Source organism: Brucella pituitosa (assembly GCF_003049685.1).
Taxonomy (GTDB): domain Bacteria; phylum Pseudomonadota; class Alphaproteobacteria; order Rhizobiales; family Rhizobiaceae; genus Brucella; species Brucella pituitosa.
Genome location: NZ_PYSY02000001.1, coordinates 2,434,403 through 2,450,519, shown reverse-complemented (window position 1 = coordinate 2,450,519; position 16,117 = coordinate 2,434,403). Strand labels below are relative to the sequence as shown.

Here is a 16,117-nt window from a genome sequence, read left to right as displayed (position 1 = left end):
GCCGTGGAACATTTGTTTCACGGCTTTTTCGTTTTATCGACCACGCGCTTTGATCAGCGAAAAGACGATAGTTATCATCAGGATGACGCCGATGATAACGCCAGCCGCGCTTCCCCAGAAGGCGCCATAATCACCGCCGATCAGCCAACCAAGCAAAGCGCCTAGCATGAGCAGAAGAATTGGAGGGATGCAGCCGATCATTCTTTTATTCCAATGAATTATAGAGAAACTGGATCAACGACAAAGTTGTGGTTGTCATTTCAGCTATGAAATTGAACCATAGGAAGTCTTGTTCGGTGCGCCAACAAGCTCAAGATTGGGAAAGAGTGGTCACGCGCTATTGATCGATTGCTAAATTATCGCGGCTTTTTAATGCCCAAAGTGGTTTCTGCCGGACTTTCGATAAGTCTTATATTATTGAAACATTGCTTTTGGATCGCCGGGCTGGGGAGATACCGTATCTATGGAAATGCTGACGCAAATTATCATTCACACGCCTGTCTATGTTTGGGGGCTGCTTGCCTATCTCATCATCGCGGGGATCAAGGGACGAGAAACACAAACGGTGACAGTTTGGAGAATGCTGTTTGTGCCGGTGATCTTCATCGCCGTCGGCTTCCTGAATTTTGATCGTGGTTCGGACCAGTTCGGTTCATTTCTGATCGCATGGTTTGTCGGTCTGTTGCTGCTGGCACCTGTCGGGTATCTTACGGGACCGCGTATTATCGCGGTTGATCGCGAGAACAAGCGTATCGAGAGTGCCGGAACGACTTTGCCGCTGATCCGCAATCTGATCTTCTTCTGTGCGCAATATGTTCTGGCAGTGCTCAATGCGTTCTATCCGCAGGAACAATCCACTTTGATGCTGATTACAGCTGCCGTATCGGGCGCTTCAGCAGGTTATTTTGGTGGCTGGCTCATTTCACTGTGGTTCAAATATCAGGAAAGCCCACAGCTTAAACTGGGATAAGGCATGATGAAACGTGAAGCAATTAGCCCAAAACATGTCGTGGAAAGTGGGAACCTTTCGCGGGGAAATTAGTCTGATAAATATTATTTAGTTAAATAAAAATTATAAGGTAGCTATTTTTTGCTATTTACCGCCTTAACTTAGAATTATATAAATTTATATTAACTTATAAATCGGATTTATTAACTTACTTTTAAGTTCGAACCAGATTTGATTTTGTTTCAATAGTATTAGGAGTAGAAAATGCACATCGGTAAAATATTAACAATTTGTTTAGTTTCTGCCTTTGCATCTATATCTGGCGCAAATGCAGAAAATACAAAGGGAATAGATACGCCATTAAAAATTGAATCGGACACTTCAAAATCAATTACAAAAACAACAATGCAATTCGATGGCAATGTTTCCATTAAAGTTGGTAACACTGAAATAAAAACAGATAAAGCAAAAGTTGTTAGCAATAAGAAAAAAGTTACCATATATATAGATGGTATGGTTGTAACAGTAAATAAATAGCTTGTTTTAATTTACTTGAATAATTGGATTTTAGTTTTTATAGCGATGTATAGTCCGATGTTCAAAGAGCGCTATTTTGATGTGTGCGACATACTTTATATACGCCATTATAGCTGGCTTACAATCTGAGACTGTTTTATCTGAAATAAATGATAGCAAAGTATGATGTCGATCAGAATCGTTTGACTGTGATCGCTGATGCTATGCATTGATCTATAAATTTTCGCAATAGAGCCTTGTTCGCTTGAAAGAATCTGCTTAGCGGCGCGATAATTTCACGGCTTCAACAGAAATGGCGAGCAGGCACTGGCGAATGATCGGAACAGCCAGTGCCGCATTCTGACGGCTTTCAAGAACGGCGCGTTGCAGGCGTTCCATCACGCGGGAAAGGCTTTCCGCATTCCAGCGACTGACGGCATTTTCAATCAGCTTCTTGCGATTGAAGAAGACCGGCGGACGCGCAGAAGCTACCACGACAGAAGCACTTTTGCGTTCGGTGTCCGCGATATGGCGGAGGTTTTGTATCTGCTGGAATTGGCGCGCCGCTGTGTTCAGAACCAGAAACGGTGCGGTTCCCGATTTCACGACGCGATCAAATGTCGTCTCAAAACGCGACAGATCGCCGTTCAGAACAGCATCCACTACTTCGTCGGTCGAAAGCCCGGCCACATCGCCAACGGCTTCCCGCACATCGTCTATATCGATGCGTTCTTTGCCGCGCGCATAGAGGCAAAGCTTTTCCAGCTCGCCACGCGTGGCCAGACGATCACCGCCAAGGCTCGCCCGCAACAGCTGGCGCCCATCCATCGTGATCTGCATTTTCCATTCGGCCAGAACGTCGTCAATCACGCCATCAATACCGCGTGCATCGTCTGAATAGCAGGGCAGGGCCATGCCAGCGGTCGCGTTCTCGACAGCACTGCGCAGGCCAGCACCCTTCTTGAGGTCGCCGGCTTCCACCAGAATATATGTTTCACGCGGCGGCTCTGTTGCCAAAAGTTTCACAGCATCGGCAAGCTTCTTCTGCCCGGCTGCATTCTTGATCCAGATAAGCCGCTCGCCACCAAACATGGAGATTGTGCGTGCCTCATCGGCGAGCTTTGCGGGATCAGCATCGATCTCGTCGGCTTCCATGCGGATGACGGCGAAGGGATCGTCCAGCGGCAGTTTGGTGGCCTTCGCATAGCGGCGCGCACGTTCGCTTACCAGTCCCTTATCAGGGCCGTAGAGCAACACCACCGGAAACGAGCTGCTCGGCTTTCCAATAAACTGATCGACTTCGTGTGCTTTCTTTTGCGCCATTAGGATTAAGTAGCGCAATTCGTTTTCAAACGAAACAGCCGCCGGTCAAACTGAGCGGCGGCTGTGAAACAAAGCTGTTTGTAATATTATTCGATCAGCAAAGCATCGTCATCGAGTGTCTGTCCGCGCACTTTGCGGAACATTTCGATGAGGTCTTCAACGCCCAGTGTCTTGCGCTTGTCGCCTGTCACATCGAGCAGGATCTTGCCACCATGCAGCATGATGGTGCGGTCGCCATAGTCGAGCGCCTGACGCATGGAATGCGTGACCATGAGTGCTGTCAGCTTGTTTTCGGCAACCAATGTGCGGGTCAGTTCCATGACGAATTCAGCCATGCCCGGATCAAGGGCTGCGGTATGTTCATCAAGCAGCAGCACTTCTGAACCGGCGAGAGTGGCCATGATCAGCGAGAGCGCCTGACGCTGACCGCCAGAGAGAAGCTCCATGCGATCCTGCATACGGTTTTCAAGGCCAAGATTAAGACTTGCCATGCGTTCGCGGAACCACTCACGGCGCTTGGAATTGAGCGCATGGGTCAGGCCACGGCGTGTTCCACGCGATGCAGCCAGTGCCAGGTTCTCTTCAATCGTCAGCGTGCCGCAGCTGCCCGCAAGCGGGTCCTGAAACACGCGTGCCACAAGACCGGCGCGCTCGGCAGTGGACTTGCGGGTCACATCCTGTCCGCTGATCACGACCTTGCCTGCGGTGGGGATGACATCGCCTGCCAGAACGCCAAGCATTGTCGATTTGCCAGCGCCGTTGGAGCCGATCACGGTCACGAAAGAGCCTTGCTCCATCGTCAGGTTGATCTTGTTGAGCACCTGTTTTTCAAGCGGTGTTCCACGACCGAAAATGACTTCGAGATTGGAAACTTCGATCATGATGATGCTCCTCCACGGCGCAGGCGCGGCAAGATCAGTGCGAAGGTGACGAGAAGCGCTGTGGCGATATTGAGATCGGAAGCCTGAAGCCCGACGATACTGCCATTGGAAAGTGCGAGCTGGATAGCGATGCGGTAGATGATCGAACCGGCAACACAGCCAATGAGAATGACGAGGATGAGACGCGAGCGCAGCAATGTTTCACCGATGATCACAGCGGCAAGACCAACAACGATGGTGCCAACGCCGGAGGTCACGTCTGCAAAGCCGTTTGTCTGGGCGAAAAGCGAGCCGCCAAGTGCCACGAGCGCGTTGGAGAGCGCCATGCCAAGATAAATCTGGCGATCAGTGCGTACGCCCTGCGCGCGGGCCATTTTAGGATTGGCACCGGTTGCACGCATGGCGAGGCCCATGTCGCTTTCAAGGAAGCGCCAGACGAGGAATACCGTGATTGCAACCAGAACGAACAGGAAGGCCGGACGCACATAATATTCAGGGATGCCGTGACCGAAAAACGGAGACAGCATCGTATCCTGATTAATCAGTGCTATATTCGGACGGCCCATGACGCGCAGATTGACCGAGAACAGTGCAATCATCGTCAGAATGGAAGCCAGCAGGTTGAGGATCTTGAAGCGCACATTGAGCGTCGCAGTCACCAGACCGGCAATCGAGCCTGCAATCATCGCAACACCGGCGGAAAGCCATGGATTCCAGCCAGCAAGGATCAGAACGCCGGTTACGGCCGCACCAAGCGGAAACGAGCCATCCACGGTCAGATCGGGGAAATCGAGCACTCGGAAAGCCAGATAAACGCCGATGGCGACAAAAGAGAAGACGAGGCCCAATTCGACCGCACCCCAGAAGGCGATCTGACTCACATTGAGATTCCTTGTTCTTTGCCGTCATTGAAAATGAAAACGCACCATTCGAGGCACATAGATTCACTGGCTTTCGCACATTCAGGCATTTGCCCCTACATGTCCGAAAGACCTGTTTCAATCACGACCGGTTTTGATTTGAGTTTGTTCCAAACACATTTGCCTTTGGAACCATTCCCCGGTTTTTCATGCGCAATTTTATTGCTTGCGATTGTTCTGGCTCTGTCTTTTCCCGATACAACCCAAAGCTCCAATAAGCAAGCATTATCGCTGCAAATGCGCCAAAAAGCACCAGTCTGTGCGCCTGTTACAATATTCGGCTCACTCGGTTTCGCTCACACTTCACCGCGTGCACGCCATAGCTCCCAGGCAAATCGTGCGCGCACGCCGATATCGAGGAATGGTCGTGGCGGCAGTTCGGTCGGGCTGCCAAGCTTCAGCATGTCGTCGATCATCGGATTATCGATATCGCAGGCCATATCGGCTGCAAGTATGCCGCCTATCGTGCCTTTGGTGATGCCGACGCCGTTCTGGCAAAGCGAGGTGTAAACATTCTTGGCGATCTGCCCAAAACCCGGAGCGCCATTGCGCGACAGGCAGATGAAGCCCGTCCATGTGTGTTCCATATCGACGTTTGACAGCATCGGGAAACGCTCATCGAAAAGCCGCTTATGCTCACGCTTGATTGTTTCACGCCGCGCATTCGACTGGCGGAGCGACGGGCAGAAATGCACGTTCTGCCGGACCAGTATGCGCCGATCCGATGTCAAACGCATGGTGATACCGGCAAAGGAATTGGCCGGTGTCAGGCCCCAGGGCTCGATTTCGCCGATGGCCCTGTACTCGTCATTGGTGAGTTGTCGGCTTAAGCTCGCATGGGCTGCAAAGTTCAGGAGCTTGCGCCTGAAAACCGAACTGCTCACCGAAGCCGTTGACCGTCAGGATCATGGCAGGTGCCTGAATGCTGCCTTTTGGCGTGGTAATGAGAATGCGGTCGCCATAGTCGATTTTGGTCACGGCAGAGTTCTCATAAAGCGTAACATTGTCGGGCAGGCTGTCGGCAAGGCCACGCACCAGAGCTGCCGGGTTTAAAAGCGAGGTGCCATAGGTGAAGATCGCTGCTTTGAAATGGCTTGTGCCGAGCCTTTTAGCCAGAGCATCGCCTTCCAGCCAGTCGAAGGGCTCTTTAAGACGCTCCAGCTCTTTGACTGTCGGTTCGAGAACCTCACGCATCCCCTGATCTGAAACCGCTGCGTGAAACTTTCCGTCCTGTCGCCAGTCGCAGTCGATGCCGTGCTGGTCAATCTGCTGTTTGAGATGGTCGATAGCGGCACGCGCCAGCGCACGGTAGCTGTGCGACTTAGCCAGCTCCTCCATCGAAGAACTGACATTGTGCGGCAGATCGATGGCAAAACCCGCAGCGCGCCCGGATGTGCCTTTTCCGACCTCCTGCGCATCGATCAATGCAATCTGGTCGTTGGGGCGGTTCTCGGCCAGCCTTCTTGCGGCGGCAACACCTGCATAGCCAGCACCCAGCACAATCCAGTCGGCCTTGATATCGCCTTTGAGCGCCGCATTTGGCGTGCGAATTGGTAATATCCTGCTCCAGCCATTGGTGTTGTCATCAGCAGGAAGGATACGAATGGCAGGCATTTTAAAGGCTCAACTGTTGGAAAGAGATTTCAAAGAAAAGGGCGGGAGATCATCCCGCCCTTTGCAATTATATCTGGAGACCGATCATTCGACCTTGCTGGTTGCGCGGTCGATAACAGCCTGCGGGAATTCGACGCCCATCTTCTTGGCTGCAGCAAGATTGATGACGAGGTCGGTGCCCTTGGCAATGTCGACAGCGATATCGCCTGGCTTTTCACCGTTGAGGATTTTCACAACGACAGCGCCGGTCTGCTTGCCAACGTCGTAATAGTTGAAGCCGAGAGCCGCGAGCGCACCGCGCTTGACGGAATCCGTATCCGCGGTGAAGAGCGGCAGTTTGCTTTCTTCAGCAACACCGACGGCGCTTTCCAGAGCCGAAACGATGGTGTTGTCGGTCGGAACATACATAGCGTCCGCGCGGCCGACGAGGGCGCGCGCTGCACCCTGAACTTCAGCCGACTTGGTGGCAGCCGATTCCACGATTTCGATGCCTTCGGCGGAAGCGGCTTCCTTCAGTGCTGCCAGAAGCGACACGGAGTTGGTTTCACCGGAATTATAGAGATAGCCAAGCTTTTTGATGTTCGGCATCACTTCCTTGATGAGCTTGATGTGCTCAACAACTGGCGACATGTCGGAAAGGCCGGTTACATTGCCACCCGGCTTTGCCATGTCCTTGACGAGCTGTGCGCCAAGCGGATCGGAAACGGCGGTGAAGACAATCGGAATATCACGCGTTGCGGAAACAACGGCCTGTGCAGAAGGTGTCGAGATCGGAACGATGACGTCCGGAGCTTCGCCAACGAACTGGCGTGCGATCTGGGCGGCTGTTGCCGGATTACCCTGAGCGGACTGATAGACGAATTTGAGATTTTCGCCTTCCTTGAAACCGGCTTCAGCCAGCGCATCCTTCACGCCGTCGCGCGCAGCATCAAGTGCCGGATGTTCAACGATAGCAGTAACGGCAACCGTTACATCCTTGGCCTGTGCCGAAGTGGCGATAGCCGTTGCGGCCAGCAAGGCCAGAAGCATAGAACGCATAAAAATCTCCCCTGTTTTAGTGCGCTGCCTGTTTGGGCATTTTGTGGACATTGACCTTTCATCCAATCCCAAACTCTATGTTGGGCCCAAACTCTATGTTGGGATGGAAGGCCAATCCGCCTCATATCGAGGCTTAATCTGGTCTGTTTGGGCTGTCAACGTGTTGTCCTCGCGTTGCCCGCACGTTGTCAGTATCGGGCAATCCACTGCCCGTTATATTCCGTTTCATGAACACTGTGTTCAGGGCCCTTTCAATGACTATCGCCTGCCGCCATATTCTGACAAAACTGATGAAAAGTGCCACTGCACAACGTTTGAAGCATAATCCTGCCGGTCAACGTTTCACGCCGGTCGGAGTACGCTCTGAGGAACATAGTCATGAAAAAAATCGGCTTTCTTTCATTTGGCCATTGGTCGCCATCGCCGCAATCGGGAACCCGTTCCGCAAGCGATGCGCTTCTGCAATCGATTGACCTTGCTGTTGCCGCCGAGGAACTGGGCGCGGACGGCGCCTATTTCCGTGTGCATCATTTTGCGCGCCAGCTTGCCTCGCCATTTCCGCTACTTGCAGCCGTTGGTGCCAGGACGAGCAAGATCGAGATCGGCACTGCTGTCATCGATATGCGGTATGAAAACCCGTTCTATATGGTTGAAGATGCCAGTGCTGCGGACCTGATTTCCAAGGGCCGTCTGCAGCTCGGTATCAGCCGCGGCTCGCCGGAACAGGTGATCGATGGCTGGCGTTATTTCGGTTATGCGCCGGAAGAGGGCAAGACCGATGCCGATATGGGCCGTCAGCATGGCGAGGCGTTCTTCGAAGCGCTGAAAGGCGAAGGCTTTGCCCAGCCGAACCCACGTCCAATGTTTCCGAACCCTCCCGGTCTGCTGCGCATCGAGCCGCATTCGGAAGGTCTCAGAGATCGTATCTGGTGGGGCGCTGCCTCGGACGCAACCGCAATTTGGGCCGGAAAGCTTGGCATGAACCTGCAAAGCTCGACCCTGAAGAAGGACGAGTCAGGCGAGCCTTTGCATATCCAGCAGGCCAAGCAGATCCGCGCCTATCGTGAAGCCTGGAAAGAAGCGGGCCACACCCGCACGCCACGTGTTTCGGTGAGCCGCAGCATCTTCGCATTGGTCGATGATCGTGATCGCGCATATTTTGGTGGCGGCAGCAACGAGCAGGATTCGATCGGCTACATTGAAGAGGATTTGAGAGCCGTCTTTGGCCGCTCCTACGCGGCTGAACCGGATAAGCTCATCAAGCAACTCGAAAAGGATGAGGCGATTGCTGAAGCCGATACGCTGCTTCTCACGGTGCCGAACCAGCTTGGTGTCGACTACAACGCGCATGTAATCGAGTCGATCCTCAAGCATGTTGCGCCAGCACTTGGTTGGCGCTGAGTACCCTTAAAGACAGGCGGTGAAAGCATGTCTTCTGAAAGTGGAAACCGGTTTCGGGAGACATGCGCAGAAATAGACCACCGCCTGTTTTCATTCCATGCCGTAAATCGCCAGAAGCTGTTTCATGCGGCGGATGGCGAGTTCTGGCTGGTCGAGAACATTGGCCTGATCGGCGAGACGGAATATGTCGGCGTAATGCGAAATGCCACGCGCCGACTGCATTCCGGCTGGCATGGTGAAATGGCTTTGGTGTCCATTGAGCCAGGCGAGAAATACAACGCCTGCTTTGTAATATTGCGTCGGTGCTTCAAAGATTTTCCGCGATAGCGGCACGGTCGGCTCGATGATGGCGCGGAAGCGGGCATTGTCGCCTGCGGCCAGTGCCGCGAGCGCGCTGGACGCCTGTGGTGCGACCGCATCAAAGATACCGAGCAGCGCATGACTGTGCTTGTTTCCGTCGCCTTCGATGAGCGGCGCATAGTTGAAATCGTCGCCCGTGAAACAGAGCACACCCTCCGGCAGGCGGTCGCGTAACGCGATTTCGTAGCGCTCTTCCAGCAGTGAGATTTTGATGCCTTCCACCTTGTCGCGATGGGCTCTAATGATGCCTATCACCGTATCAAGCGCATTGTCGAAATTTTCCGAACCCCAATAGCCTTTCAGCTGCGGATCGAACATATCGCCCAGCCAGTGCAGCACGACCTTTTCCCGCGCCTGACCGAGAATCCGGCCATAGACCTTGGCGTAATCGTCGGGGGACTTGGCGATGCGCGCCAGGGCACGGCTCGCCATCAGGATGAAACGCCCGCCATGCTTTTCGATGAAGCCTGCCTGTGTCTCATAGGCCTTGATGACGTCATCAAGGCTTTTCGCATCGGCGGGATCAAGGTGGTCAGTGCCTGCACCGCTCGCGAGATCAGCGCCCGCTACGGTCTTGCTTTCTGCCAGTGAGCGACGGATCAGCTCCTGCGCGCCAGCCCAGTTCAGGCCCATGCCGCGCTGTGACGTATCCATCGCTTCCGCGATCTTGAAGCCGAGGCTCCAGAGATGATGCCGGAAAGCCATCGTTGCTTCCCAGTCTATGGCCGGGTCATTCCATGGACGGGCATCTTTCAGCGGATCGGAAACCACATGCGCTGCCGCGTAGGCAATGCGGTTGAAACGTGGAGGTGAGACCGGTCTTGGTGTCGGTGTGCCGACTAAGCGATAAGGCCTGAGGCTTCCGTCAGCACACGGCAGGGCCAACACATTTTCAGACAATGCGCTCATATCACTCCTCCATACGAATAGTCATATCCTTAATTTAGATCGTTCCAATTATCAAGATGAGGTCAAATAAGGCGATACTTCGTAAAAATAGAAGGTTTCTTGTGAAATATGGAAAATGGACGCTGTATGTACATAAAATTTGAAAATTGGCGCTAAAATCCGAATTTCATACCGTATTATGCGCGCGGTTTCGCGGCTTTCCTGATGCTGTTCAAAACCGTTGACAAATTTGGAACGTTCCAATTAAATGACGCGAACAGGAGATTGGCATGAGCAAGAGCAGCATTACGGTCATCGATATTGCACACGAAGCAGGCGTGTCGAAATCGACCGTCTCGCTTGTGCTCCGCGACAGCCCGCTTGTTCATGCCGAAACCCGCGCCAAGGTTCAGGAAGCGATTGAGAAGCTCGGTTATGTCTATAACCGTTCGGCTGCCAATCTCCGCCAGGCGAAATCAAAGATCATCGGCCTTGTGGTCAATGATCTGACCAACAGTTTCTTTGCCGAGCTTGCGGTGGGTGTTGATCGCGTCATGCAGTCGGCGGGTTATGTGCAGTTTCTCGCCAATACGGCGGAAAGTATTGACCGGCAGCGCGAAGTGATTGCGTCGATGCGCGAGCATGGCATTGCCGGACTGATCGTTTCGCCAGCGCGTGGAACCGACGCTAATGATCTGAAACCACTGGCAAAAAGTGGTCTGCCGGTTGTGCAGATGGTGCGCGATGTGCCCGGATCGGGTGTGTCATCCATCGTTTCTGACAATCGCGGCGGCGTGGCAAAGGCGGTCGAGCATTTGGTGTCTCTGGGGCACAGCGTTATCGGTTTCATGGGCGGTTATGCCGATACGGCGGTGTTTTCCGAACGGGTTGCGGGCTATCGTGCGGGACTTGAGCAGGCGGGCATCGTGTTTGATGATGCGCTGGTCTTTACCTCTGCGCCTTCACGCGCTGGCGGTGTGGAAGCGGTGGAGCGCATGCTGCGGCAAGGCATGAAGCCGACGGCTGCGGTGTGCTTTAACGATGCTGTGGCTTTTGGTGTCTGTGATGGTTTGCGCGGCGCGCAACTGGAGCCGGGCCGAGATTTCGGTGTGGTCGGTTTTGACGATGTGATCGAAGCAAAGACCGCTGTTCCGGCACTGACAACTGTGGCTGTCGATCCGCAAGGTTTGGGAGAACGTGCGGCGCAGCTTTTGCTGAAACAGATCAATTCTGAACGAGTGGAGGCGGAGGCGCAGCGTTTGTCGGTGCGTCTTGCGGTGCGCGCAAGTTGTGGGGCGCCGTTCAGAAAACAGGAGGAGAAATTCGCATGGCAAAGTGGGGCCTTATAGGCGCAAGCACCATTGCAAAAGAATGGGTGATCGGAGCTATTCGCGCCACCGGTGGCGAGGTCGTTTCCGTTTACAGCACCAATGCTGAGCGTGGTGAAAATTACGCTCGCGAAAACGGTATTGCCCGCTCCGTGACAAGTCTTGATGCGCTGTTGTCCGATCCGGAAACCGACGCTGTCTATATCTCCACCACCAATGAATTGCATCGCGATCAGGCAATTGCTGCTGCCAAAGCAGGCAAGCATATTCTCTGTGAAAAGCCGCTGGCACTGACGCTGAGCGACGCGCATCAGATGCTGAAAGCCGTGCGCGAGACGGGCGTGGTGGCAGGCACCAACCATCATCTGCGCAATGCTGCAAGCCACCGTGCCATGCGTGATGCAATTGCCACTGGCAAGATTGGCAAGGTGCTGGGCGCGCGGGTTTTTCATGCGGTTTATCTGCCGCCGCATTTGCAAGGCTGGCGTATAGAACGCCCTGATGCGGGTGGCGGCGTGATCCTCGACATTACCGTGCATGATGCTGACACGCTGCGTTTTGTGCTGGGTGAAAACCCGGTTGAAGCTTTGGCTTTCAGCCAGCAGGGAGGTCTGAGTGGTGAAGGTCTGGAAGATGGTGTGATGGGCGTTTTACGCTTTCCATCCGGCGCAATTGCCCAGTTCCACGATGCTTTCACCACCAAATATGCGGAAACCGGCTTTGAAGTGCATGGCAGCGAAGGCTCGCTCATCGCACGCAATGTCATGACGCAAAAGCCGGTGGGAACCGTCATTTTGCGTGACAAGGACGGTGAGCACGAATTGCTGCTTGATCAGAAAAATCTCTACGAAACCGCCTTGCAGGCTTTCCATGATGCGATTGCAGGCAAAGGCCAGCCTTCTGCAACACTGGAGGATGGCGTCTGGTCGCTGGCGACCGGGCTTGCTGTGCTTGAGGCCGCAAAGACCGGTAAGGCTACTGCCGTTCATTCAGGACTTTAAAGTTATGAGCAAACATATTTCCTTTGCGGAAGCAGCATCCCTCATTCCCGACAACGCTGTCGTTTCGGTTTCTTCATCGAGCGGTCTCGGCTGTCCTGACATGATGCTGAAAGCCATTGGCGAGCGGTTTGATGAAACCGGTCATCCCCAAAATATAACCACGCTGCATCCGATTGCGGCTGGCGATATGAGTGGCATCAAGGGTGTCGATTACATCGCCAAAAAGGGGCTTCTCAAAAAGATCATCGGCGGTTCCTATCCGTCAGGACCATCGAGCGCCGAGCCTCCGCTGATCTGGCAGATGATCACCAATAATGAGATTCCGGCCTATAATATCCCGTCGGGCATTCTGTTCGACATGCATCGTGAGGCAGCTGCCAAGCGTCCCGGCGTGATGACCAAAGTGGGACTTGATACCTTCGTTGATCCCAAGCGTCAGGGATCGGCAATGAACGACAAGGCGCGTGAGGAGCCGGTCGTCAAGCAGGTCAGTTTTGAAGGTGAGGACTGGCTCTATTTCCCCAATATCGTGCCGCATGTCACGATCATCCGGGCAACGACGGCGGATGAACGCGGCAACCTCACCTATGAACATGAGGGTGCTTATCTTGGCGGTCTTGATCAGGCGCTGGCTGCACGCAATAATGGTGGCATCGTCATTGCGCAGGTCAAACGCATTGCCAAGGAAGGCACGCTGAAACCGCATGATGTGCGCGTTCCCGGCGTTCTGGTTGATTATATCGTGGTTGATCCCGACCAGAAGCAGACAACGCAGACGCTTTATGATCCGGCGATTTCCGGCGAGATTTTCCGTCCGCTCGATACGTTCCGCTTGCCTGAGTTCAATATTCAGAAGGCGATTGCGCGGCGTGTAGCACAGGAGTTGCAAGCGGGAAGTGCGGTTAATCTCGGCTTCGGTATTTCCGCCAATGTGCCGCGCATTCTGTTGGAAGAAGGGCTGCATGGTGCAGTCACCTGGGTGATTGAGCAGGGTGCAGTTGGCGGCGTGCCGCTTCTCGACTTTGCCTTTGGCTGCGCGTCGAATGCTGATGCTTATATGCCGTCACCCTATCAGTTCACCTATTTTCAGGGCGCAGGCTTCGACGCCTCGCTTCTGTCCTTCCTTGAGATCGGACGCGACGGCTCGGTCAATGTGTCGAAGCTGTCATTCCGTCCGCATGTGACGGCGGGCGCTGGCGGTTTTGTCGATATTACTGCAAGGGCCAAGAAGATTGTCTTCTCCGGCATGTTCAATGCCGGAGCGAAATTGTCGGTCACGGATGGCAAGCTTGTGATCGAAAAGGAAGGCAAGCTCAAAAAGCTCGTCAATGAGGTTGAGCATGTTACTTTCTCAGGTCCGCGTGGTGTCGAGCAGGGGCAGGACATTACCTATGTCACTGAACGTGCGGTTTTGAAGCTGACGCCAGAGGGCATTGTGCTGACCGAGATCGCGCCGGGTGTGGATTTGCAGACGCATATTCTGGACCAAGCCGAGTTTTCGCTGATTGTTTCGGATCAACTCAAGCTCATGGATGAAGCCTTGTTCCGTGACGAGCCGATTGGCCTCACGCTGCCGCAAAAGCCTGCGCGAAAGCTGGAGGTTTAACATGGCTCAACGGATAGAAATAGCGATTGAGAACCACATCGCGGTCATGACCATCAAGCGGCCCGAAAAGCTCAATGCGTTTGATATTGAGCTTTTGCAGGAATTGTCTGCCGCCTGTGATCAGGTGGAAGCGGACAGCAGCGTGCGGGTAGCGATCCTGACCGGTGAGGGCAAGGCTTTTTCCGCAGGCGGCGACATCAAGGCTTGGGGTGGCATGGAGCCAGCTGAATTCGGTCATGCCTGGGTGCGCTATGGTCATCGTGTGTTTGAGCGTCTTGCTACTTTGCGTGTGCCATTGATCGCAGCGATGAATGGTCATGCTTTGGGCGGCGGACTGGAACTGGCAGGCGCTGCCGATATCCGCATCGTTGAGCGACAGGCCAAGATCGGCCTGCCGGAAACCTCGCTCGGCATGATCCCCGGCTGGTCGGGTACGCAGCGCCTTGTGCGCCGTTTCGGTGCGCAGATTGTGCGCCGCATGGTGCTGGGCGGCGAGATGTTTACCGCAGAAGAAGCGCTGTCGCATGGGCTGGTCGATGCAGTGGTGGAGACGGGCGCAGCCTTGCAGGCGGCACAGGATTATGCGGCGCGGGTGGCCAAGCGCGGACCCGCCGCACTCGAAATTTCCAAACTGATGCTGTCGGTGGCGAATGGCGAGGACAATGGTACGGCAGTCGAGGCGCTGGGGTCCATCCTTGTCGCCAAGACCGGCGATCTGAAAGAAGGCGTGCGCTCGTTTGCCGAAAAGCGCGAAGCGAATTTTGAAGGAAAATGGTGATGAGCGTAGTCGTAAAACCGCAGCCGCTGAACGGGCTTGAAGTTCGTGAATTCTCGATGCTGATCGATGGAAAATGGGTTGGCAGCCAAAGCGGCGAGACAATTGAACGTGTGGCCCCCGGCCATGGCGTCACGGTAAGCCGCTATCCTGCCGGCAACAAGGCCGATGTGGAACGCGCGGTTGCGAGCGCGCGTAAGGCTTTCGATGACGGGCGCTGGTCATCCAAAACTGCTTCGCAGCGTTCGCTGGTTCTGCTGAAAGCCGCTGATCTGATTGAAGCACGGGCGGAAGAGCTTGCCTATCTTGACGCAATTGAAGCCGGCAAACCAATTTCTCAGGTGCGCGGCGAAATTGCCGGTTCCGTCGATATCTGGCGCTATGCGGCAGCGCTTGCGCGTGATCTGCATGGTGAGAGCTACAACAATCTGGGCGATGGCACTCTGGGCGTCGTGCTGCGCGAGGCAATTGGCGTTGTTTCCATCATTACGCCTTGGAATTTCCCGTTCCTGATCGTGGGCCAGAAGTTGCCATTTGCTTTGGCAGCGGGTTGTATGGCAGTGGTGAAGCCTTCGGAACTGACGTCCGGTTCGACATTGTTGCTCGGCGAAATTCTGACCGAGGCAGGGGTTCCAGATGGTGTCGTCAACATCATCACCGGGACGGGTGCTGATGTCGGCCAGCATATGAGCACGCATCCGGATGTTGATATGGTTTCGTTCACCGGTTCAACCGGCGTGGGCAAGCTGACCATGGCCAATGCGGCGCAAACGCTGAAAAAAGTATCGCTGGAGCTTGGTGGCAAGAATCCGCAAATCCTGTTCCCGGATGCGGATATGGATGCCTTTATCGACGCTGCGGTGTTCGGCGCATGGTTCAATGCAGGCGAGTGCTGCAATGCCGGTTCGCGACTGATCGTGCATCGCTCGATTGTCGATGAGATTGTCGGGCGCGTGGCCGATCTGTCGAAAAAGGTCATCGTCGGTGATCCGCTCGATGTCAGTACGCAGGTGGGCGCGATCATTACGCCGCAGCATCTGACAAAGGTTGGCGCCTATGTTGATCAGGCCAAAAAGGCGGGTGCTGCAATTGCCCATGGCGGCGATGTGCTGGATCTCGGCCTTGGCCAATATATGGAGCCGACCATCATTGCTGGCGTGAAGGCGGATATGGCCGTGGCGCGTGAAGAAGTGTTCGGGCCGGTTCTGTCGGTGCTTTCCTTCGATAAGGTTGATGAGGCGATCTCCATTGCCAATGCGGTTGATTATGGCTTGTCAGCAGGCGTGTGGAGCCGCGATTTCGACACTTGCATGAGCATCGGGCGCAAAGTGCGGGCAGGTACTGTCTGGATGAACACCTTCATGGACGGCACGCCGGAACTGCCTTTTGGCGGTTATCGCCAGTCGGGTCTGGGCCGCGAGCTGGGCCGTCATGCGGTGGAGGATTACACCGAAACCAAGACGCTCAACATGCATATCGGTGCGCGCACCGGCTGGTGGATGCCGCAAGCAAAGTAA

16 protein-coding genes are annotated in these 16,117 nt (G+C 54.4%); 8 read left to right on the top strand and 8 right to left on the bottom strand.

Translation table 11 applies throughout. The features are described from left to right. Positions 1-33: 33 nt before the first annotated feature. On the bottom strand, positions 34-201 hold the full coding sequence (locus C9380_RS26820) for a hypothetical protein (RefSeq protein ID WP_164844619.1): 168 nt from the start codon (positions 199-201) through the stop codon (positions 34-36). A 262-nt stretch (positions 202-463) separates the two neighbouring features. Between C9380_RS26820 and C9380_RS12060 the strand changes: the two genes are divergently transcribed. Together C9380_RS12060 and C9380_RS12055 are read left to right on the top strand one after the other, a co-directional pair. Beyond that, positions 464-970, top strand: coding sequence for a DUF6622 family protein (locus tag C9380_RS12060; protein ID WP_128093597.1), 507 nt, complete (start codon positions 464-466; stop codon positions 968-970). Positions 971-1,213: 243 nt separating this feature from the next. Continuing rightward, positions 1,214-1,486: an LptA/OstA family protein gene (locus C9380_RS12055; protein ID WP_024898465.1), complete on the top strand. Its 273-nt coding sequence runs from the start codon at positions 1,214-1,216 to the stop codon at positions 1,484-1,486. A 258-nt stretch (positions 1,487-1,744) separates the two neighbouring features. On the opposite strand, the gene holA is transcribed toward C9380_RS12055, so the two are convergent. From holA to C9380_RS12030, 6 genes are all read right to left on the bottom strand, one after another. Further along, complete coding sequence (holA, locus tag C9380_RS12050; RefSeq protein ID WP_024898466.1) at positions 1,745-2,788, bottom strand: DNA polymerase III subunit delta; 1,044 nt, start codon at positions 2,786-2,788, stop codon at positions 1,745-1,747. Between the two features lie 86 nt (positions 2,789-2,874). Continuing rightward, positions 2,875-3,669, bottom strand: a complete 795-nt coding sequence (locus C9380_RS12045; protein ID WP_128092748.1) for an ABC transporter ATP-binding protein — start codon at positions 3,667-3,669, stop codon at positions 2,875-2,877. Then, complete coding sequence (locus tag C9380_RS12040) at positions 3,666-4,550, bottom strand: ABC transporter permease (protein ID WP_024898468.1); 885 nt, start codon at positions 4,548-4,550, stop codon at positions 3,666-3,668. The genes C9380_RS12045 and C9380_RS12040 overlap by 4 nt, the downstream gene beginning before the upstream one ends. A 335-nt stretch (positions 4,551-4,885) precedes the next feature. Continuing rightward, positions 4,886-5,473: an FAD-dependent oxidoreductase gene (locus C9380_RS27390; protein WP_252869758.1), complete on the bottom strand. Its 588-nt coding sequence runs from the start codon at positions 5,471-5,473 to the stop codon at positions 4,886-4,888. After that, the gene (locus tag C9380_RS27385; RefSeq protein WP_252869757.1) at positions 5,397-6,203 is read right to left on the bottom strand and encodes an NAD(P)/FAD-dependent oxidoreductase; all 807 of its coding nucleotides are present in this window, start codon (positions 6,201-6,203) and stop codon (positions 5,397-5,399) included. The genes C9380_RS27390 and C9380_RS27385 overlap by 77 nt, the downstream gene beginning before the upstream one ends. A gap of 84 nt (positions 6,204-6,287) precedes the next feature. Beyond that, a complete protein-coding gene (locus C9380_RS12030) occupies positions 6,288-7,241 on the bottom strand; it encodes an ABC transporter substrate-binding protein (RefSeq protein ID WP_100558423.1) in 954 nt (317 codons plus the stop codon). A 378-nt stretch (positions 7,242-7,619) separates the two neighbouring features. On the opposite strand from C9380_RS12030, the gene C9380_RS12025 reads away from it, so the two are divergent. Next, on the top strand, positions 7,620-8,642 hold the full coding sequence (locus C9380_RS12025) for an LLM class flavin-dependent oxidoreductase (protein WP_100558424.1): 1,023 nt from the start codon (positions 7,620-7,622) through the stop codon (positions 8,640-8,642). 90 nt (positions 8,643-8,732) lie between these two features. On the opposite strand, the gene C9380_RS12020 is transcribed toward C9380_RS12025, so the two are convergent. Continuing rightward, the gene (locus tag C9380_RS12020) at positions 8,733-9,911 is read right to left on the bottom strand and encodes a dihydrodipicolinate synthase family protein (RefSeq protein WP_128093596.1); all 1,179 of its coding nucleotides are present in this window, start codon (positions 9,909-9,911) and stop codon (positions 8,733-8,735) included. 269 nt (positions 9,912-10,180) lie between these two features. Between C9380_RS12020 and C9380_RS12015 the strand changes: the two genes are divergently transcribed. The 5 genes from C9380_RS12015 to C9380_RS11995 are packed head-to-tail and all read left to right on the top strand — an operon-like array spanning position 10,181 to position 16,117. Next, the gene (locus tag C9380_RS12015; protein WP_128092745.1) at positions 10,181-11,239 is read left to right on the top strand and encodes a LacI family DNA-binding transcriptional regulator; all 1,059 of its coding nucleotides are present in this window, start codon (positions 10,181-10,183) and stop codon (positions 11,237-11,239) included. Then, positions 11,218-12,219 carry a Gfo/Idh/MocA family protein gene (locus C9380_RS12010; protein WP_128093595.1) on the top strand — a complete coding sequence of 334 codons (1,002 nt, stop codon included), beginning with the start codon at positions 11,218-11,220 and terminating at the stop codon, positions 12,217-12,219. The genes C9380_RS12015 and C9380_RS12010 overlap by 22 nt, the downstream gene beginning before the upstream one ends. Before the next feature lie 4 nt (positions 12,220-12,223). Beyond that, positions 12,224-13,825 (top strand): acyl CoA:acetate/3-ketoacid CoA transferase, encoded by a 1,602-nt coding sequence (locus C9380_RS12005; RefSeq protein ID WP_128093594.1) that lies wholly within the window; start codon positions 12,224-12,226, stop codon positions 13,823-13,825. Position 13,826: 1 nt separating this feature from the next. Then, positions 13,827-14,603 (top strand): enoyl-CoA hydratase/isomerase family protein, encoded by a 777-nt coding sequence (locus C9380_RS12000; RefSeq protein ID WP_100558430.1) that lies wholly within the window; start codon positions 13,827-13,829, stop codon positions 14,601-14,603. Beyond that, complete coding sequence (locus C9380_RS11995) at positions 14,597-16,117, top strand: aldehyde dehydrogenase family protein (RefSeq protein ID WP_128093593.1); 1,521 nt, start codon at positions 14,597-14,599, stop codon at positions 16,115-16,117. Before C9380_RS12000 ends, C9380_RS11995 begins: the two co-directional genes overlap by 7 nt.